The following is an 18,062-nucleotide window of genomic DNA, read 5'->3' as shown; positions in this document are numbered from 1 at the left end:
TAAACATCAGGTGAGGCATCTAATGAACGGTAATACAAACATGAGAACTACTCAGCAAGTCACGGAAATTACAGGCGCTCCTGCCCAAATCTGGGGAAATGTCTTAGTACCAGCAAGAGGAACAATTATTGTCAAAGTTACAGGTGATACTCTTCAAGGAACAACAAAAACTGGGTTAGAAAAGAGAGAGACTTGGATACGCATTCAAAATATTGATTCAGCAGAAACATTAGAAGCCCCTATTTATGCATTATTGGGTCTTGGAGGATTTCTAGCTTTTTCAGCTTTGGGTCAATTAGTAAATCAATCTTTTGTCTTAGGTTTAATTCTACTGCTTGCCGGTGCTGGCATTATTCTATATGCAATAAACAATAAACGTCGATATTTAGCAATTTACAGTCATCGCAATGCAATAGTTGTTTTCATGAATAAGTCTCCAGAACTTTATCAACAGTTTGCTATGAATGTGCTGGCATTATCCCGCAAACTAAATGCACCCATCAACACACAAACAAGACAGCCTCAAACCCAAATTCAAGCTTAGTTGATGAAGTCTATGTATGCGAACCCCAGGATAGGGAATATAAATTGAGGCTCTATCTAAAATGCGGTAAGTAAAAGCTATGCCGTTAGGCTTATCACCCTTCATTCTTAGAGGAAAAGTTAAAGATGCGATCACAGTCAATTAAGTTAAACCTCCAGATTTATAAAGGAAATCTTGCATGAGCCTGGACTTTTCTAATCAAAATCTCAGAGGGCGTTCTTTCAAAGATCAAAACCTTGAGGGTGCAAACTTTAGCCATGCTGATATTAGAGGGACAAACTTTAGCCATGCTGATTTGACAGGTGCAAACTTCAGTTATGCAAAAGCAGGAACGGAAGACCATTGGATTATTATCTTAATGATATTGTCAGTCCTGTTATCAGCAGGGTCTGGATTATTTTCAGGACTGGCTTATAGGGCTATTGAATTTTTTTTGAATCTTGAAGCAACAAATCACATAGCTCTCTGGCTGACATTGCTTACATTAATAGGCTATGTAATTTTTTCTTTGATCAATATAACCAAAGGTGAAGTAGCTGGTCTCTGGACTTTGGCAATAGTTACAGCAGTGGATCTGCTTTTAGCAGTTGGCATAGGTGGTATTAAAGGATCAGCAGCTGTATTGATAGCTATCGTCATAATAGCATTTAGTGTACTATTAGGCGCTTTAGCAGGTGCTGTAGCAAGAGCGGCTTTTGAGTCTTATTTAAATGTAATTATACTTATAATTATAAGTATGGGGGTAATAATGGCTGGAATGATTTCTTCCTCTGTTGCTGAAATTTTTATGGCAATAGTAGCAGGTTTATCTGCTTTTACTGGTTGGTTTTCTTTTAGCCAACAGCAGAAACATATATTAATTAAGAAAATAGCTATATATTTAACAATTATAAAAGGTACTAAATTTCGCAACGCCAACTTAACAGATGCTAATTTCACGGCTGCTACACTTAAAAGTACAGATTTTAGACAAGCTAATTTGATTCGTACCTGTTTCAACAAAACTATAAAACTTGACCGTGTTTGCCCAGGCACAACTTACTTACAAAATGCACAAGTGCGTCAAGTTCTGGTGACAGGTCAAAAACCAGAAACAAACTTTGAACGTGAAGACTTACGGGGGGTCAATTTTCAAGGAGCTAATTTAGTAGATGCCAGTTTTATTGGTGCTGATCTGAGCCAAGCCAACTTACAAAATGCAGATTTATCCAGAGCAAAATTAGTACAGACTCAACTTACTGGAACTGATTTAACAAGGGCTACTCTCACCGGGGCATACATTCAAGACTGGGGCATTACAACTGACACCAAATTTGATGGGGTGAGATGTGAATACGTTTATATGCGACTCCCTACAAAACAAAACCCTGAACCCCTTCGCAAACCTGATAATAACAAAGAGGTTTTTGCAGATGGGGAGTTTGGTGATTTTATCAAGCCAATTTTTGATACCCTTGACCTTTACCATAACCAAGGTGTTGACCCAAGGGCGATCGCAATTTCACTCAAGCAGTTAGCAGAGAATCACCCTGATGCTGATTTGCGAATTGTCGGCATGGAAGTACGAGGTGAAGATAATTTTTTACTTCGTGCTAAAACCGCAGCTACGGCTGACAAATCTGAACTGAGTGCAGAATATTTTGACACTTATAATCAGCTTAAGGGTTTACCAGAGGGAGAAATTAAATTGCTGTTAGCAGAAAAAGATAATCAAATTCGCAGATTAGAGAATATGATAATGACGGCGCTAGAGCGTCCTAACTTTTATTCAAATACTCAAGTAGGACAGGTAAGTACTATGACTAGTAACCCTGGTGGATTTTCAGTTGGTGGTTCAGTTGGTGGCCATATCAGAAATGTGCAAGGCGATAACAATAAAGTAGTTCAAGGAGATACAACAATGACTGGCAATCGCAATATCAACACAGGTGGCGGCAACTATAACGAGCGCATTGAACGCGATTATATCCAAGGTAATTACTACGCTGCTGGACAACCGCAGAGCCTTGCCCAAGCTGCTGCCGAGATTCAGCTATTACTAAAACAATTAGAGCAAACTTACCCTACCACCACTACACCACAGAAAATGGTAGTAGCGGCAGAAGTTGTAAACTGCATTGAAAGCAACCCATTATTGAAAAAACGAGTAATAAATGCTGTTAAGGAGGGTGGTTTGGCTGCATTTGAAAAGGCTATTGATAACCCAGCAGGTGCTTTTATTGTTGGTGCTATCAAAGGCTGGCAGGAAGTAGAGGCAGAAGATTAAGGAAAGGAAGAAGTAAAATAAACTACTTTTTAATGTATCTGTTACTTACCATTGTTTAGTAACAACCTTCAGCTTAATTTATATTCTCTTAATCTGCGGCATTTCTTGCAGATGGTAGCTTAAACCACGGCAAATCAGGATACTCGTGATGTTCCCAATGATAACCAAAGTGATAAGAAGTCAGTAATGACCAGAAAACTGAAAAGTTGTTGCTGTTAGCATGATGAATATTTGTGTAACCTTCTTTAGGTTCTCTATGCGGCAAGTAAGTGCCAAAGTAAAACATTTGCATTGAACTTAACAATAATGGCAGTACCCAAAACATTATTAAATTAATTCCAGGTACGTGTAAACCTAATCTGATACCATGAAAAATTACACTCATCCAAACTAGTAATACTAGATTCTGTTTCCAATCCAAATAGCCGCGCATAAATTTGATATACCAATAAACCACATTTTTATTGTGACCATCATGGTAATCAGGATCATTTGAACTAGCCGGATAGCGGTGGTGCATCCAATGTTTTTCTACAAATTGTTTGTAAGGCAAAAGTGCGTAAATATAAATAGCTAAATAACCTATCACATGGTTAAGTTTATGATGCTGAGGAAGCACTACTCCATGAGCAGCATCATGAGCTACAATGAATACTCCAGTATGTAAAAATACCCGGAATAATAAAATTATTATAATGATAAAAAGTGGCATTTTAGAGATATCAACAGAGCAAAACCATATAAAAGTAATCAACCACAAACTAAGAATAATTGAGGCACTGAAAATACCAAAATATAAATCTATTATTCGGTGGAGTCGTTCTGTAATTTTTACGATCATATTTTAGTTTAATAACTCCCCTTATTTTACTGTAATAACTCAGTTTGATTTGGTAGCAGTGCTACGTACATTTGCAATAGAGAAGGATAAATCAGTCAGCACCAACGCAGAAATGGCTAAAAATGGGGCGATCGCGATTGTTTTGCAAAGGAAGTGCGGTTTGACATGGGTTATTATTAGTGATCGCACTTCATTCAAGCGAAGAAAAAACAGTAGCGGGTGCGATCACCCCAATTCTTAGAGGAAACCCCAGGCGTAGCCCGTCGCAGGCGATCGCACCCATTATTAAGGGAAGACTAACAGTAGGAGCAATCGCCCCCCTTAAAAACCCATATAAACATCTACCATCTATGGCTACTCTAATTCCCTCATTCAATAGCTGCTCAATGAAAATGACCCCCGGCGAGAGGAGATTAGCGCAGCGCTTAGAGGAAAAATTAGAGAATGATTATTTACTTTGGTATGACGTGCCAGTAGGTAAAAAGCAATTGCATCCAGACTTCATCGTGCTGCACCCCAGCCGGGGCTTGTTCATCCTTGAAGTCAAAGACTGGAAGTTAGACACTATTCAAAATATCAACCCCTCCACAGTCACCATAATTACTGAGGATGGGATAAAAGAAGTCAAGCATCCACTACAACAGGCAAGAGATTATGCCCTAGTAGTGAACAAGATGCTAGAAAAAGACCCTGCTCTGGTGCAGCAAGAAGGTAAATATCAAGGCAAGCTGGTTATGCCCTACGGTTATGGGGTCGTGTTCACCAACATCACCCGCAAAGATTTTAACAACAGTGAACTACCAGCAGTATTTGAGGAACACTTGGTTATCTGCAAAGATGAAATGCGACCAAGCACAGATGTAGGCGAATTTCAGCAGCGACTTTGGGATTTATCGGCATATCAATTTGGCAAGACACTCACCAGCAGTCAAATAGATAGAATCCGTTGGCATCTGTTCCCAGAGTTGTGGATTAATACCAAATTTGAACCAGACACCGCCGATACTGAAGAAGAACCGCAGTTGCAAATCCCCGACATTCTCAAGATTATGGACTTGCAGCAAGAGCAGCTGGCACGGAGTCTAGGTGATGGACATCGGGTAATTCATGGTGTAGCTGGTTCCGGCAAAACGATGATTTTAGCCTACCGTTGTCAACACCTTGCACAAGTCAGTAATAAACCAATTTTGGTGCTGTGCTTCAATGTCTCTCTTGCTGCCAAACTCCGGCAGACTATCCAAGACCAAAACCGAGTCAGTCGCATTAAGGTACGACATTTTCATGGGTGGTGTATGGATTTACTCAAAAAATATGACATCCCCAGACCAGATTCTAGAGAGTATCAAGGTGAAGCTTATATAGAAGAATTGGTTAACCGAGTTATTGCTGCTGTCGATGCCCAGTTGATACCGGCTGGCACTTATGGCGCGGTGATGCTAGACGAGGGCCACGACTTTAAACCAGAGTGGTTAAAGTTGATTGCCCAGATGGTCAACCCCGAAACCAATTCTTTGCTTATCCTCTACGACGATGCCCAAAACCTCTACGGTGAACAACGCACTAAGAAATTTAGCTTCAAGAGTGTAGGCATCCAGGCACAGGGACGCACCACCATTTTTAAACTCAACTACCGCAACACGGCTCAAGTATTGGGGGTAGCCTATGAATTTGCTAAAGAAGTAATGCAACCCACCGAAACCCAGGATGATGACCAACAAATATTGGTAGAACCTGCTAGTGCAGGACGGCAAGGCCCCAAACCAGACCTCATCCGTTTACCCAGTTTTAAACACGAGGTAGATTACCTAGCAGGGCGAGTGCAACAATTACACGAGAGAGATATCCCCTGGAACGAAATAGCAATTATCTATCGCTCCAACTTTATGGGCGATCGCATCTACAAGGACTTCCAACAAGCCCAAATCCCAATAGAGTGGGTAAATGCCAATAGTGAGAGCCGCAACTATAACCCGGACGAACAAAGCATCAAACTCATAACCATGTACTCCAGCAAAGGGCTAGAGTTCCCAGTGGTGCTTATTCCTGGTATTGGTTTTATGCCTGACCAGTACGGACACGCTACACCAGAAGAAGAAGCACGACTATTGTATGTGGCGATGACACGGGCCATTGAGCAGTTGATTCTGACTTGCGATCGCTCTTCACAATTCACCAGTCGTTTGGAGACAGCATTAGGTAAAGTGGCAGTAATTTGATTGTGTTTATCCTTCATTCAAGCGAGAAAAGCGATCGCTCTCCCCATCAAGAGAGGAAAAGTTAAGGATGCGTAATTTACCAATCGCGCTCAAGCCTAAAAATAAGCAATTCAACCAAGATAAGGGTATGTGGCGGTTTGATTTTCAATAATTCTGTCCAGTATTTTATAGCATTATAGTTAAAGATTATTTTATTTGAATATGGAACGCTTCTTTCAACAAGGAAATAGAGCCATCGGCAATAAACCGCACACCAATTGCTAGGATGAAAAAACCAAAAACTCGATTTAAGGCTCCCACACCATTTTTTCCTAACTTCTTAATAAGTGGTTCACCTAAGGCCAGGCACAGATAAAGGCTTATACCTATTAAAACAATTCCCGCTAAAGACTCAAGATAGTCTACCCAATGCTTAAAGCTAATCGATAAACTCGTTACTACCCCAATTGCTCCAGGCCCACTGATTAATGGCACTGCCATTGGTGTAAAAGAAATATCTTCTTTATCTAGAGCCTCATCATTTTCTGATGGAGTTAGTCGTTGACGGACTGTAACCATTTCCCACGCTGTATGAGCAACAAGTAATCCCCCTGCCAGTCGTAGCACATTTAATGAGATTCCAAAAAATTCTAGAATCCACCTGCCAGTTAGTAAAAACACAGCTAAAACTAAGACTACATTTATGGCAGTTTGTATCGCCTGCCGATGTCGTCCAGATGATGTTTCCATCGCTGTTAAGCTGTAAAAAACCGGAACTGCACCGATTGGATTGGCGATTGGGAAAACAGCCATGAAGGTTGCTAATGTATTTGGAATTAACGACATTATCAATATTTGGATATCCGGGTTTCCTAGAAGCAGAGTTTAGCAGACAGTGGGGGTGCGGTTGTACCCACTTTACTGCTTTCACGAAAAACTCCAAGAACCACCGATGCGATGTCTACGACGGGCTGTGCCTACGCACATTTACTATGTATTTTCTAGTACATTACTAGCCAGTTGTAGCGAAGCGATGACCGAGCGCTGTGGGTTGGTTGCTCTTGTTCTTCTACAGCGTTGGGTCAACAACTGGCGATTTGTGTCTATTCTGTCGATATCTCATTTAAACCGCAATTCAGAGACTTGTGATGCCAAATTGCCAAAACCTATGAATGTGGCATCGTAACTTCAACTTTTTATTAAAGGAGAAGTGAAAAGCATTGATGGCAGTCTGGTCAAATACCTCCACCATTTCAAGAGATAACTTTTAGCAAGCGTTCGTTAAGCCCGTACAATAATAGTCGGTTGTTACACACACCAGTCTGATTGTTATTAGCCAGAATAGTCTGAAAGTGCCAAAACTTATAGAAATGAAAAATATCATCTCGATTGTTTGGAATAACTGGTTAAAACCGCAGCAAAAATACTCTGTTTTACTATTTGGCTCAATTGCTGCCGCTAGTGAGATTGCCCTGATGCTTAACGGTGAGTGGGATGGCTGCAATGGTGTAATCATAGCTTCCGGTGATGAAGTAGCTGTTAACACTGCTGCCAAGCTATTAGAAACTACATGGTGTTATCAAGGCGCATCAAAAGCTGTTTTAGGCAGAGTAACAACTGATGAAATTTTACGCCGTTATGCAATCGGAGAAAGAAATTTTGTTAATGCTAATTTGAGGTGTGCAGTACTTGCATCAGCGAAACTGAGTGAAATTAATCTAAGTTATGCTCAGTTGAGTTGGGCAGATTTAAGTCAAGCCAATCTAAGTTATGCTGATTTAACAGCAGCAGACCTTAGCCTTGCTAATTTAAGTGGAGCCGACCTCAGTAAGGCATACCTAATGAGGACAAACCTAAGCGGGGCAGACCTGCAACAAGCTTCACTTCAAAGGGCTAACCTAAGTAGTGCTAACTTAAGTGAAGTTAACCTCACTGGTGCAGATTTAACTCTCGCTAATCTAGCACTAGCAGACCTAAGAGGGGCAAATTTTTACGAATGTAATTTGAGTGGGGCTAATCTAACAGGTGCCAAGTTAATTGAAAGTGACTTGGCTTTTGCTAAACAATAATCACACCTTCAAGCGATCGTCCCCCAACCATGACCAACATTCACAACCTCGACATAACCGATACCGAATATGCCCAGCTACTAGCCCAAGGCTACGACCCCAACTTAGAACACCAGTTGGTTGAGCTTGGTGAGAGCTTAGACCAAGCCAGGAAGCTAGCGCGAGTAGTGGGGCTGACTAAAGACAAACCACTCCAGACAGACGAGGAGTGGCAAGAGTTCATGGCAGTGTGGGAGGATACTTGCGATGGTTCTGTTGGAATATGAGCGTAGGCGCAGCCCCTTAAAGTAGACATCGCCCCTCATTCAAGCGAGAAAAAGATAGGAGCGATCTTACCCCCCAAGCGTGATGGATACTGACGAACCTCGGAGGCCGCAGGCCACAGCGACCAATCAGCCGTCAGACCATCGTGAACGTCGGCAGTTGACCAGTGTTGTCAAAGAGGCCAACGCTGTAGCTGCCTCCATACGGCACGATCATCGCGTTTGATCGCACGGCGGCCCGCGCCCAGTCTGCGTTACCAACTGCCGATGCTGCAAGCGCCGCCAGCCCAGTAGCCTGTATGCACTGCAAGAAGTACGCGCTGGTCACGAGGAGCAGGTCATACGTGGGCTGGTCGTAGTTAGCGATCGCGAGGAACACGTTCTGGGGCTGCCACGTTGCCTTGCCCCGCGCAACCCCGGACGACTGGATTGCCAGGAGTGAGTCGGCACCACCGACACCGTTGACAATCTCAGCATAGCGACTGCCCGGCCGACTTGCGGCTTGCTCGGCGTGTCTGCGCCAGTTGTCGAGCGGGCGGATCTCCTCGACAGCATAGGTGCCTTCAAAGAGCAAGGTTGGATTGTAGATGAAGTAGCCTACAGGAGCCATTGCGTTCGTCGGCTTTGAACCAGTGAGAATCTGGTCGAGGTAGCCCGCGTTATACCCGTAGCTGTCAGTGAGTCCCTGGAGCTGCGCGCCCCGAAGACTCCCCTCAGCATAAGCAATCGCTCCGGCATCGTTGCCGTTGAATGCTGTGAGCGCGGCGTTAATGCGCGTCACAATCGCGTTAAAGCTATTGGCGTTCGGCAAAAATCCGGGTCGTGGATTCGGCGAACCTGGCACCGGAAAGCGGATGAAAGCGTCGCGCAACCACACGCCGCCAAAATACCCGGCAAGGTGCATCAGCCACAGCAACGTCGAAAGCGACGGGTCGCCGGGTTCGGACGGTCGGAGTGTCTGCTCGAACACGTACACCGGGACGTAGCGTGAGAGAAAGTCGATCGGATCGTGACCTCCAAGTGGGGTTGTGCGTGCATAGGCGCTCACGAGTTGGTCGAGGAGGTCTATATCTTCGGTCATGACAGTCCGAAGGTTGTCGAAGAATGGGTAGGGCGGCAGGTTGAGCCGCAGGCGAGGTTGGCTTTGTGCAACGGCTATGCTGCCGAGAACTCCAGTTCTTGAGAGGGACGTGGCGGCGAGTCCGGTAACTCCCGCTCTCACCGCGCCAATGAAGAACGCACGGCGCGAGATATGGTTGTGCATGATGATTCCCTCTGCTACTGAATTAAAATACAGTAAATTTACTAAATCTTCAATTTCAAGAATTTTCTATATAAATTAATGGGCTTATTTATCAACAAGCAACTATCAAGTAATTATCAGGTATAGAGGATAGCGGCTAAGAGCGACACCGATAGCGTAGCGTAAAGCCTGCGGCATGGCTTCTCTACGAGAGGCTGCGCCAACGCTTAGAGCGTCGCAGCCCGTCATAGACATCGCATACAAAAAAGCTTGGTCATCTCAGAACCAAGCTCTTAGCTATCTCAATCAATTATTGGAGGTAGAGTAGTTTCACATTATGCAGCAGGTTGTTCCAAATTCACCTTGACAACTTTGTTCTTTTCTTGCTCAGTTTTTGGCAGTGTCAGATTCAAAATGCCGTCTTTATAATCTGCGGTGACATTGGTATTTTGAATCCGAGCAGATAGAGGAATTACACGTTGGAATTTACCATAGTAGAATTCACTTTTTGTAGTGCCATTGTTTTCGGTTTGAGTTTGGGACTTGCGCTCACCACTAATGTGAACAGCATCTTCGGTGACTTGAATATCTAAGTCTTTAGCTTCAAGTCCTGGCAGTTCTAGCTTCAAATGAATAGCATCATCAGTTTCTTGTAGTTCAGCAGCCGGAACTTTGATAAAGTCTCTGTCAAACAATCTAGATGGTACTCTGGTATCTCCAAGTAAGCCATTAATGTGACGTTCAAAAGCGTTCAATTCTTGCCAGGGGTTGTAACGAACTAGTGCCATAACTCTTTCTCGGAAAAATTCAGCTTCTGTTTAATCGTTTTTGCACTTGGTTGTGTGCTTATGTATTTATAATAAGTATGGTTAAAACTCCTGTAAATTCGGTTCTCATCACCTAATAAATTGATGATTACCGCACAAAATTAAGCAGTAAAAAAGATTACGGTTTACTCCAATTTTTAGGTTCGGTAAACCCTAATAATAACTATTAATACCAATATAATAATCAACTAACTATTCTGCTGTTGAAGTGGATAGTGCAGTCAGGCGTTGCTTATATTTCCAAAACAAATATGACACTCGCTTTACTCGCTTCGCCATCGCACTCTTCAATAAGCATTTCGATTTAGTCATCGGGAAACTGCCAAGATGAAATACTTTCTACATCTTTGCTACTGCATTGAATACAAGTAACATCAAATGCTGAATCCATCCACTCATAATCGCAAGCACGACAATGACAGAAAATATTATTACGGTTGGCATCTTTTATACCCTGATGCCATTGCTGTAGTTGGTCAGGATTTTGAAAAGGTAAATTATCAGACATTTTAATTTAATCACCACGAAACACCCTACTTAAACGGCTGCCCCCACCGCTCCCAATTTTCCTTGTTGAACGGCGATCGCCACTTTTGAATCAGGCTCAACTCTAGCGCCTGCCGTGCGCGTTGTTCAACTGGAGCATCCCACCAAAAACCAATATTAACTGCCGTCTCTATCTGATAGCGATAATGTAAGTCTTGGTAACTGCTGATGTAATCTTTACAGCCATGAGTCCCACGCCAGCGTTTGTTACTACGACAGGTTTCGCCAATATAAAGTAATAGGGAAGCAGCACTATCAATCACAAAATACAAAGCTGCTTGACCAAAATCATCTGGCATCCGGTAAAAAGCCATTGGTTGTAAATGCAGCGTAAACGGATCTATCGTCTCTGGGTCACAATGCACTGGAGCTAGGTCAAATAATGTCGCCTGCTGCACTGGCTTGGTTTCCCTCACCCGTTGCTGATAGTCCAAAATCTGCGCTTTCCACCTCAGCAAGGCATCAGCACTCATCACCAGCGCCTCTGCTCTACGTGCTGGTGTGGGTTTCACTTCTGGAAATAGGTTTAGTTGATTGGGTTCCAAGGGTATTACGGGAGCGTGGCGACTTGCTGATTATCCCCCAAAACTGAATTGAGTAAACTTGTTAACGGGTTTAAGCGATTCGCATGTTTTGAAACCGGAAACGGAACAATAAACTTATTTTTGCGCCCAAACCTGCGTGACGCGAGGGATGCAAAATATTGTTGTTTCGTCAGCAGCCAATGCCCTTATTTGGGCAATCGTCTGGTCAATCTCTTCTTGTGTTGTCAGTCCAGCTTCAATGAAAGCATCAACTGCCTCAAATAATGATAAATCGACTAGGCGTTTGGCGTTATAGCGCACTACAACGGGTTGCACCAAAGAAACGGACGGTGCAACCAACCCAACATCCTGAAAAACTCGGTATAGCGTGGTTCCAAGACGAAAATGCTGACCGCGAATGTCGCTGATAGCTAAGAAAAGTTCAAAACAACGCTCATAAGCCGGGGATGGCGGATCACAAAAGGCACAGCTAAAGTCTGCTTCCTCGCACACCATTAATCCACCAGGCTTAAGAAGCGATCGCATTTGGTCGAGTGCATCAGTAGGACGAGTTAAGTGCATTAGCAAAAAGCGGCAGTAAACCAAGTCAAAAGATTCTTTAGGTAATCCTATATCGTAGGCATTGCCAAGGGTAAATTTTATATTGCTTAAACCCTGAGCCTCTGCATTCTGCTGCGCCTTTTCTAGCTGTGCGGCACTCATATCTACACCAAAAACAGAGCCGCCAGAACCAACCTGTTGGGCCAGCCAGTTAGAAACATTACCAGTTCCGCAACCAATGTCAGCTACTAACATTCCTGGCTCAAGTCCAACTTGCCGGAATAAGAATTCTGTATAGGGCTTGTGGATGATGTTGAGGATTGAAAGCCGATGTGCGCCTAACTCCCCTGTGGCAAGTGTATAGCGGTCATCTTGTGCCATTTTTATCCCCCATACTACAACTTTCAGACTTCGGTAATTGTATAGCTCATCTGACCGTTTGGATGCTGCAAAGCAATTACAGTCAGCACAGCGCGTAACTGCTCAACTAGAGGCGGAAGTTAAGCAGTTACGCCAAAGTAATAACCAGTTAGAGCAAGTCAATAACCAATTAGATATAGCCAACAAACAATTACAACAGGAGAAAGCAGCTATGGAAACCACAGCACAGCAAGCCCAAACAGTTACTCTGAATGTCACTGAGTTAGATTCTTGGCTAGAAAAGAAAATTATTGAGGTGGTGAACAAGGTAACTCAAGGCATAGCAATAGCACCTGCTACCACTGCCACACCTGCCAAGATTGCACCATCAAGGAAGAGATTGACTGGCAAGCCAAGACTGATGATGAGGTATGGGGGAGCAAAGCGCCGGGGGCAGGTATAGAAAAAATTCGTAGGTCTTATCAGGCAATCTGTTTGTATAACGATACTGTGGCGACTGGGGACGGCGATCGCTTGGCTGTGACTAACCAAGCCCTGAGAGATTTATCTGGCTGTAATGGCTTGCTGGTGCGTGACTGGATTGAGCAACACAAAGACGAAATAATCAGTCATAACGCGAAATTCGGTATGGAGAACAAGAAAGACCCCAGTAACCCTGCTAGCTATGCCAACAAGGGCAAAGACACTAGTATTGAAAGCGAAACTAGCTGCTTAAACATAAGTTTCAGTAATGTATGTAACTGTTCTAACCTGTTTTAGTATGATTAGTAACCGCAACTATACTTAGTTATGTCTAGTTAAGAAAATATAGTCAACTTAACCCCGCCCCACACCCGACCACATATCCCCAGAGCGATCGCCCTTTAGCAAGTCATTAATAATGATGTTCGGGTAGTTATACTGGTGCAATATTTTTGACTCAGTAGATAAAACTGAAGTGCAGTTTCAGGAAGCTTTTATATTCTACGACAGCGCCGTGGATATGCCGGCACTATTCGTTAATAATTCCAAAAGCCTGCACAAAAGTAGCAAGATCCCTTCTAGGGCGAAAGACCCAAAACACGGCGGACAATTCCCGAACGGGTTTGTGCTTGAATCACCAATCCCTGATATGTTGATAGCATTGCTATCTACTTGATATCGATAGCTGTTGCTATCAATTGCGATATCACTATGTCTGACGAGAACAAACCCAGCGAGATGATCCGCATACCCACTCCCCTGATTCCAGCAGTTAGGGAGTTATCCCAGCTGCACCGACAAGGACGAACAAGCGAGTTGCTTCACTCTTTGGATGAATTAATACTGGCGTTGGACAGTAACAGTAGAAGCGCCAACCCTACTTCCCAAACGATATTAGCTATTTGCGAACGACTGGATAAGCTGGAATCACAGAACTTCGGTGAATCTAATAGCAACGAAACTGGAGCAATCCATAATCTCGCCGATTTAGAACAAAAAATTGAGGGGATGACAGCCCGAATGACACAGTTTACCGAGGCGATTATTAAAATTCAAAATCATCTCAACAACCAACCAAGGCGGCAGAAGAAATCGTACTATAACAATTCATCCTATCAAGGGCATACTCCGCGAATCCAACCATTAACGGAAGAAGGTTTAGCTTCAAGACTTGGTGTAAATGTAGAAACTATACGTGAACAGCGAATTAATCTGCATCCACCGCTTTTTGTGGCATGGTGCAAGGGCAAGGATAGATCAGGTATGGGGTGGGAATTTAACGAAAATACGGGGTTATATCATCCGGCAAGTTAACGGCGCTCTTGCGATCGCCCCTAGTCTATTAGCTTGAACATGCCAAATATTCCCTAACTCACATCTTGCACCTAGCCTTAGCGATTATAAATCGCGGCTATATAAACGAAGAAACGAAGTCCGCCTGGTATTGTGAAGACTAACGGAAAATCAAGGTTCAAAACCCGCGCAGGCGGGTTTTGCCTGTGTAGCCAAGCCAGTGCGTTGGGCGGCTCCGCCGACTTGAAGCACCTGGCGTGCGACTTCTAGTCGCCTGGTGCAAGATATAAGCTAATCGCACGCAGCATACTTGCACTACCTTTACTGTTAACCAAAAGAATCGGCGCAAGATGCGATGGACGATTCGCTTCAATAAAACCTGTGGCTGCGTGTTTAGCACTAGCCGTCACCATCACAACAATGTCAGAATTTCTCACCCACTGACGCAGCCTATCATTACCTCCCTTGTCATGACTGAGATAAACTGTCACTTCTTTACAAGCTGCTTCTAAAATACTTTTTACTCTGATTGCTGCGGTTTCTGTGAGAGTGTAAATAAGAACAGATTTACTCTTGAGTTTTTGGAAAATATTCACCTCAACTTCCAGATTTTGCTCGACTAAACTCGCTGGTTCGTCAAGCAAATCTGGAAACGATTCTCCTAAGTGTAAATCTTTTACCAAAGCGCGAAAGATTCCCCTTTGCACTTCATCAATACGTTCTGTAAAACGGCGTAGAGTTTCAGCCGTAGCAAATAGAAGTTGTTCGCGCTTTTCTAGGACTGGGCAAGGATATGATATTAGTACATCAATTAAGTCAAGCATCCAATCAACTTTTTTGGGTGAGGCGAACCTGTCCCAAAGCTCCAAAGCATAGTCTACAATCTCTGTATATTTTGCTGTATTAACTCCCAAAGTTAAAATAGCGATCGCTAAATCATTGAACAAAACCAAATCAACATCCCCACCCTCTGTACTCAGGACTAGCAGTTCTAGCAATGAGTAATAAAGGCTCTCGAACTCGCTACGGGGAAATTGCTCATCTTTCTGAAAAAATCCTAGCAAGTAAGGAAGCGCATCGTGCAGGATAGACTCAGATGTTGAGCCTACTTTACTTAACAATTCGTCAAATTCTGCCACCGCCTGTGGTTGCATCAGCAAGCTAGTGACATCCCACTCGGCAGAACCCTGGCGTGCAGTGTATAACGCTCGTTCCCAGGTTGGCTTTTTATCAAGTTGCGATAACCACTCCAACCAATTCGTTGGGACAGATAAAGCTGTTGGGGTGTCTTTTGTTGTACCTTTTTGGCTTCCCCGCAGTTGAGTAAGAAAATCTTGGTTCCAACGTACCTTTAGCAAGGCTGTTTGCTCGTCAGCAGTCAACTCGTCAAAGGCTTGCAATACAGCTTTTTCCACCGCCAAAGTTTGCAACTCGTAGGCGCATTGAAGGAGCAAGCGAACTTTCTCTTTCGACGACGTAGCATTACAAAGCAATGAAAAAGCTTGATCAAAGTCTCCATTTTTGGATAGCTGTTCGGCTTGTTGCAGGGGGTCGCCTTCGCTGTTCGGGGTAGAATCTTTTAGCAGTGCAGCTAACCTTTGCAAATAGCTGCGGTGAGTTTCTTCAACTTCCCCAATTGCCAGCAGTTCGTCTCGAAGTGCAGGTTTCGTTGGTTCTCCACCCACCGCCAGCAGCATAAATAATTTCAATACTTCCGGGATTTTACTACCTGCACGGACAGCAAAAAGATTGTTGTAACGGGGGAAAACTACTTCTTGGAAATAGGCTACAGCACTGCCTGGGGCGTTATTGTCCTCAAAATGTTGTAGTTCAGTGCAGTATACTGCCTTCAGCAGAGCTTGGGTAACGGCGAAGGGGCGGCGAACCTGTAAAAGATTGCCTAGTTCCGGGAGGGTAAGCAACTCATTCCATTGCTCTAGTTCTGCTAAGAGTTGCACCCGCAGAAACAGCAGATTCAGCGCATCCAGACGATGCTGGTCTACAAGGTATTGTAGTGAGTTTTCCGCAGCAATGCGATCGCCTGCTTGCAATGCCATATAAAAGTCCCGCAGTACGCGACCTGTGGGACGGGGAATATCTGCGACCCGTTTCACCCGTCTCTCACTCACTCGGCGCATCTGCTCTAGTGCTTCCCAAACATCCGTCGCTTGTCCGCACAGTTTGACCGCAGCGCCTCCAGTAAATTCGTAAATTGCTAATTCTATAGGGTCTTGGGGGTTTAGTTGCGCTCTTTGTCCGCGAAATGTCGAATATGTGGGGCCAACAAACGCCATTAATTCTTCACTCAAACGGCGTAATTGGCGTTCCGAAAGGGCGATGCCGTACCAATCTACACTCTCGGAACGCCAGCAGGGAAGAATTGTTGGCTGAGGTTCGCCTTTGGTCAACAACTCGACCCAAGGACGGATTTTGGCTTGTTTTCCTTCGCCACGTTCAATCTTGCCAAGGTCAAATTTGTTGTCAGTGCCAAAAAACTGCTCTAGGAAGTGGCGGATATCTGCATTGCTGGCATTAGTCATCGCTTTTGAATATCACATAGTTAATATAGTAGGATGTGTAATAAAAAGTACTCAAATTTTTACAGGATAAAAATTAAATAATCCAAAATAGCATTACGCCCCTCCCCATCGGTTAGTAAAAATCAACTGTTGTTCAGCGATCGCTTCTGGGGATGTTTCATAAGTTACAACTTCCTCATTGACTGTAATACCGTTGTAGGTGAAGTTCATCGAACCTGCAAGATAATACCCATCTCCCAGGATACCTTTTGCGTGGAGTTCTTCGGTAATGTGGAATCGCACAGGAACATCCTGATAGTCAGTTTTGCCTTTGATTTGTTCAATAAATCTGTGGTTATGAGAGTCGGGACGGGTAGCAATGTGTACAGTCGTTCCCCGTTCAGCTAGAGTGGCGAGGACTTGGGAGAGGCGAATGCGGGAACGACTCCATGAAGGTTCTAAGCATAGGAAGGTGTTGGCGGTGTTATCGATAACGGGGATGTCAGATATCCACGGAGAAACAAGCCACACGCATTGGCTGGGGGTGATAAGTTCGGCGACGAAGATTGTTTGGAGTAAGTCAGGGATTTGGCGGGAACTTAGGCGTGAGTGAATATAGCGGGATGACATTTCTTCTTATTCTTGACGTGGATCTAACTGGGGCGGATGCCAACCCGCTTCTACCCAAAAACGACGAGCAACTTGAATCGAAGGCTCATCCCGACGTTCATCATTGAAGTCAAAACGATGGCTAGTAGCTCTCCCTGTAGAAGTTGTACCGACAATTTTTGTCCCGTCTTTTGTCCAAATAAAATGCTCAGACCATTGTTGCTGACGGGGATGAAATAGAGGGACTTGTTTTTGAGTGTTGGGATCAGTACCTACTGTAAAATTATAGTGACGCTCATTACAGCGATGACAAGCTAATGCCAAATTATCCAATTCATCAGAGCCACTCAAAGACTGCGGCATGATATGGTCAATGGTAAAACGGTCTGGACTCAAGTATTCTGGAGAGTGACAGTATTCGCAGAGATATTCAGCTCGTTTTCTTACAAGTCTTCGAGTTTGTTCGGACACCATTTACTTTTGGCTGCTAGTTGAGCGTTAATCAAGGTAAATATTCGCTCAAGTTCGGAAATGCCTACATATTCAGCTTCTTCTTCAGGAGTGAGCGCATCAGCTTTTTTCTTCTGCAACAGTTCTTCAAAGCGAGACTGTAGCTCATCGGTAAATTTAAAAAGATAAATATCACCGAATTCGCTCATCCTGATACCAGAAGACATTAAGGATGAGGGTTGAACCATCAATTGAGTAGTCATTGTGTGTTCACAGTGCCTTTGGTTCTATTGTGCCTCAATTAATCAATGATTATAACGGTGTGGGTGGGTGCGATCGAATAATTTCCAGATAATTCTACGTATAGGAACTTTTGCCGATGTTATCGATAACGAGCATACTAAATAGATATCCAGGGAAAACCGAGCCATACGCACTGACTGCGGTTGCTGAGTTAAGCGACGAAGAT

21 protein-coding genes are annotated in these 18,062 nt (G+C 43.8%); 9 read left to right on the top strand and 12 right to left on the bottom strand.

The genetic code is table 11. The annotated features are described in order from the left end of the window. Nucleotides 1-22 precede the first annotated feature (22 nt). Both H6G86_RS25045 and H6G86_RS25040 read left to right on the top strand, forming a co-directional pair. On the top strand, nucleotides 23-544 hold the full coding sequence (locus H6G86_RS25045) for a hypothetical protein (protein ID WP_190936595.1): 522 nt from the start codon (nucleotides 23-25) through the stop codon (nucleotides 542-544). Nucleotides 545-722: 178 nt separating this feature from the next. After that, on the top strand, nucleotides 723-2,810 hold the full coding sequence (locus H6G86_RS25040) for a pentapeptide repeat-containing protein (protein WP_190936594.1): 2,088 nt from the start codon (nucleotides 723-725) through the stop codon (nucleotides 2,808-2,810). Between the two features lie 88 nt (nucleotides 2,811-2,898). On the opposite strand, the gene H6G86_RS25035 is transcribed toward H6G86_RS25040, so the two are convergent. Then, nucleotides 2,899-3,651: a fatty acid desaturase gene (locus H6G86_RS25035; protein ID WP_190936593.1), complete on the bottom strand. Its 753-nt coding sequence runs from the start codon at nucleotides 3,649-3,651 to the stop codon at nucleotides 2,899-2,901. Nucleotides 3,652-3,830: 179 nt separating this feature from the next. Here H6G86_RS25035 and H6G86_RS25030 point away from each other — a divergent pair, with 179 nt between their 5' ends. Continuing rightward, nucleotides 3,831-5,867 (top strand): 3'-5' exonuclease, encoded by a 2,037-nt coding sequence (locus tag H6G86_RS25030; protein WP_313931447.1) that lies wholly within the window; start codon nucleotides 3,831-3,833, stop codon nucleotides 5,865-5,867. Nucleotides 5,868-6,053: 186 nt separating this feature from the next. On the opposite strand, the gene H6G86_RS25025 is transcribed toward H6G86_RS25030, so the two are convergent. Next, nucleotides 6,054-6,692 (bottom strand): MarC family protein, encoded by a 639-nt coding sequence (locus tag H6G86_RS25025; RefSeq protein ID WP_190936592.1) that lies wholly within the window; start codon nucleotides 6,690-6,692, stop codon nucleotides 6,054-6,056. Nucleotides 6,693-6,753: 61 nt separating this feature from the next. On the opposite strand from H6G86_RS25025, the gene H6G86_RS25020 reads away from it, so the two are divergent. From H6G86_RS25020 to H6G86_RS25010, 3 genes are all read left to right on the top strand, one after another. Then, the gene (locus H6G86_RS25020) at nucleotides 6,754-7,032 is read left to right on the top strand and encodes a hypothetical protein (RefSeq protein ID WP_206758445.1); all 279 of its coding nucleotides are present in this window, start codon (nucleotides 6,754-6,756) and stop codon (nucleotides 7,030-7,032) included. A 184-nt stretch (nucleotides 7,033-7,216) separates the two neighbouring features. Further along, a complete protein-coding gene (locus H6G86_RS25015; RefSeq protein ID WP_190936590.1) occupies nucleotides 7,217-7,915 on the top strand; it encodes a pentapeptide repeat-containing protein in 699 nt (232 codons plus the stop codon). A 29-nt stretch (nucleotides 7,916-7,944) separates the two neighbouring features. Beyond that, entirely contained in the window at nucleotides 7,945-8,181 is a 237-nt protein-coding gene (locus H6G86_RS25010; protein ID WP_190936589.1) for a hypothetical protein, read from the top strand. Between the two features lie 133 nt (nucleotides 8,182-8,314). Here the strand turns inward: H6G86_RS25010 and H6G86_RS25005 are convergent, their stop codons facing one another. The 6 genes from H6G86_RS25005 to H6G86_RS24985 form a co-directional block, all read right to left on the bottom strand. Beyond that, nucleotides 8,315-9,442, bottom strand: coding sequence for a hypothetical protein (locus tag H6G86_RS25005; RefSeq protein ID WP_190936588.1), 1,128 nt, complete (start codon nucleotides 9,440-9,442; stop codon nucleotides 8,315-8,317). Between the two features lie 105 nt (nucleotides 9,443-9,547). Further along, complete coding sequence (locus tag H6G86_RS39650) at nucleotides 9,548-9,676, bottom strand: hypothetical protein (protein ID WP_277883663.1); 129 nt, start codon at nucleotides 9,674-9,676, stop codon at nucleotides 9,548-9,550. An 80-nt stretch (nucleotides 9,677-9,756) separates the two neighbouring features. Then, on the bottom strand, nucleotides 9,757-10,209 hold the full coding sequence (locus tag H6G86_RS25000) for an Hsp20/alpha crystallin family protein (protein WP_190936587.1): 453 nt from the start codon (nucleotides 10,207-10,209) through the stop codon (nucleotides 9,757-9,759). A 343-nt stretch (nucleotides 10,210-10,552) separates the two neighbouring features. After that, a complete protein-coding gene (locus H6G86_RS24995; RefSeq protein ID WP_094347023.1) occupies nucleotides 10,553-10,756 on the bottom strand; it encodes a hypothetical protein in 204 nt (67 codons plus the stop codon). Nucleotides 10,757-10,781: 25 nt separating this feature from the next. Continuing rightward, nucleotides 10,782-11,267: a GIY-YIG nuclease family protein gene (locus H6G86_RS24990; protein ID WP_179076866.1), complete on the bottom strand. Its 486-nt coding sequence runs from the start codon at nucleotides 11,265-11,267 to the stop codon at nucleotides 10,782-10,784. Between the two features lie 186 nt (nucleotides 11,268-11,453). Further along, nucleotides 11,454-12,260 (bottom strand): class I SAM-dependent methyltransferase, encoded by an 807-nt coding sequence (locus H6G86_RS24985; RefSeq protein ID WP_179076768.1) that lies wholly within the window; start codon nucleotides 12,258-12,260, stop codon nucleotides 11,454-11,456. Between the two features lie 37 nt (nucleotides 12,261-12,297). On the opposite strand from H6G86_RS24985, the gene H6G86_RS24980 reads away from it, so the two are divergent. The 3 genes from H6G86_RS24980 to H6G86_RS24970 all read left to right on the top strand — a co-directional run bounded on the left by H6G86_RS24980 (nucleotide 12,298) and on the right by H6G86_RS24970 (nucleotide 14,036). After that, a complete protein-coding gene (locus tag H6G86_RS24980) occupies nucleotides 12,298-12,702 on the top strand; it encodes a hypothetical protein (protein ID WP_179076769.1) in 405 nt (134 codons plus the stop codon). Between the two features lie 32 nt (nucleotides 12,703-12,734). Then, nucleotides 12,735-13,019 carry a hypothetical protein gene (locus tag H6G86_RS24975; protein ID WP_190936586.1) on the top strand — a complete coding sequence of 95 codons (285 nt, stop codon included), beginning with the start codon at nucleotides 12,735-12,737 and terminating at the stop codon, nucleotides 13,017-13,019. 414 nt (nucleotides 13,020-13,433) lie between these two features. Next, nucleotides 13,434-14,036, top strand: a complete 603-nt coding sequence (locus H6G86_RS24970) for a hypothetical protein (protein ID WP_179076771.1) — start codon at nucleotides 13,434-13,436, stop codon at nucleotides 14,034-14,036. 245 nt (nucleotides 14,037-14,281) lie between these two features. Here H6G86_RS24970 and dpdD read toward each other — a convergent pair whose 3' ends face one another. The 4 genes from dpdD to H6G86_RS24950 form a co-directional block, all read right to left on the bottom strand. After that, nucleotides 14,282-16,555, bottom strand: coding sequence for a protein DpdD (gene dpdD / locus H6G86_RS24965; RefSeq protein WP_190936585.1), 2,274 nt, complete (start codon nucleotides 16,553-16,555; stop codon nucleotides 14,282-14,284). A gap of 93 nt (nucleotides 16,556-16,648) precedes the next feature. After that, the gene (dpdK, locus tag H6G86_RS24960) at nucleotides 16,649-17,164 is read right to left on the bottom strand and encodes a phospholipase D-like domain-containing protein DpdK (RefSeq protein WP_104900803.1); all 516 of its coding nucleotides are present in this window, start codon (nucleotides 17,162-17,164) and stop codon (nucleotides 16,649-16,651) included. 6 nt (nucleotides 17,165-17,170) lie between these two features. Next, a complete protein-coding gene (locus tag H6G86_RS24955) occupies nucleotides 17,171-17,617 on the bottom strand; it encodes an HNH endonuclease (protein ID WP_179076773.1) in 447 nt (148 codons plus the stop codon). Next, entirely contained in the window at nucleotides 17,587-17,856 is a 270-nt protein-coding gene (locus tag H6G86_RS24950) for a hypothetical protein (RefSeq protein ID WP_104900801.1), read from the bottom strand. The genes H6G86_RS24955 and H6G86_RS24950 overlap by 31 nt, the downstream gene beginning before the upstream one ends. Nucleotides 17,857-18,062 lie beyond the last annotated feature (206 nt).

The organism is Nostoc sp. FACHB-133 (genome assembly GCF_014698055.1).
In the GTDB taxonomy this organism is placed as follows: Bacteria; Cyanobacteriota; Cyanobacteriia; order Cyanobacteriales; family Nostocaceae; genus Nostoc.
This window is presented reverse-complemented; position numbering and strand designations above follow the sequence as displayed.

Coding starts and splice junctions, on each gene's coding strand:
- H6G86_RS25045 (WP_190936595.1), top strand. CDS start 23: ATGAACGGTAATACAAACATGAGAACTACTCAGCAAGTCACGGAAATT.
- H6G86_RS25040 (WP_190936594.1), top strand. CDS start 723: ATGAGCCTGGACTTTTCTAATCAAAATCTCAGAGGGCGTTCTTTCAAA.
- H6G86_RS25035 (WP_190936593.1), bottom strand. CDS start 3,651: ATGATCGTAAAAATTACAGAACGACTCCACCGAATAATAGATTTATAT.
- H6G86_RS25025 (WP_190936592.1), bottom strand. CDS start 6,692: ATGTCGTTAATTCCAAATACATTAGCAACCTTCATGGCTGTTTTCCCA.
- H6G86_RS25015 (WP_190936590.1), top strand. CDS start 7,217: ATGAAAAATATCATCTCGATTGTTTGGAATAACTGGTTAAAACCGCAG.
- H6G86_RS25010 (WP_190936589.1), top strand. CDS start 7,945: ATGACCAACATTCACAACCTCGACATAACCGATACCGAATATGCCCAG.
- H6G86_RS25005 (WP_190936588.1), bottom strand. CDS start 9,442: ATGCACAACCATATCTCGCGCCGTGCGTTCTTCATTGGCGCGGTGAGA.
- H6G86_RS39650 (WP_277883663.1), bottom strand. CDS start 9,676: ATGTCTATGACGGGCTGCGACGCTCTAAGCGTTGGCGCAGCCTCTCGT.
- H6G86_RS25000 (WP_190936587.1), bottom strand. CDS start 10,209: ATGGCACTAGTTCGTTACAACCCCTGGCAAGAATTGAACGCTTTTGAA.
- H6G86_RS24995 (WP_094347023.1), bottom strand. CDS start 10,756: ATGTCTGATAATTTACCTTTTCAAAATCCTGACCAACTACAGCAATGG.
- H6G86_RS24990 (WP_179076866.1), bottom strand. CDS start 11,267: ATGAGTGCTGATGCCTTGCTGAGGTGGAAAGCGCAGATTTTGGACTAT.
- H6G86_RS24985 (WP_179076768.1), bottom strand. CDS start 12,260: ATGGCACAAGATGACCGCTATACACTTGCCACAGGGGAGTTAGGCGCA.
- H6G86_RS24970 (WP_179076771.1), top strand. CDS start 13,434: ATGTCTGACGAGAACAAACCCAGCGAGATGATCCGCATACCCACTCCC.
- dpdD (WP_190936585.1), bottom strand. CDS start 16,555: ATGACTAATGCCAGCAATGCAGATATCCGCCACTTCCTAGAGCAGTTT.
- dpdK (WP_104900803.1), bottom strand. CDS start 17,164: ATGTCATCCCGCTATATTCACTCACGCCTAAGTTCCCGCCAAATCCCT.
- H6G86_RS24955 (WP_179076773.1), bottom strand. CDS start 17,617: ATGGTGTCCGAACAAACTCGAAGACTTGTAAGAAAACGAGCTGAATAT.
- H6G86_RS24950 (WP_104900801.1), bottom strand. CDS start 17,856: ATGACTACTCAATTGATGGTTCAACCCTCATCCTTAATGTCTTCTGGT.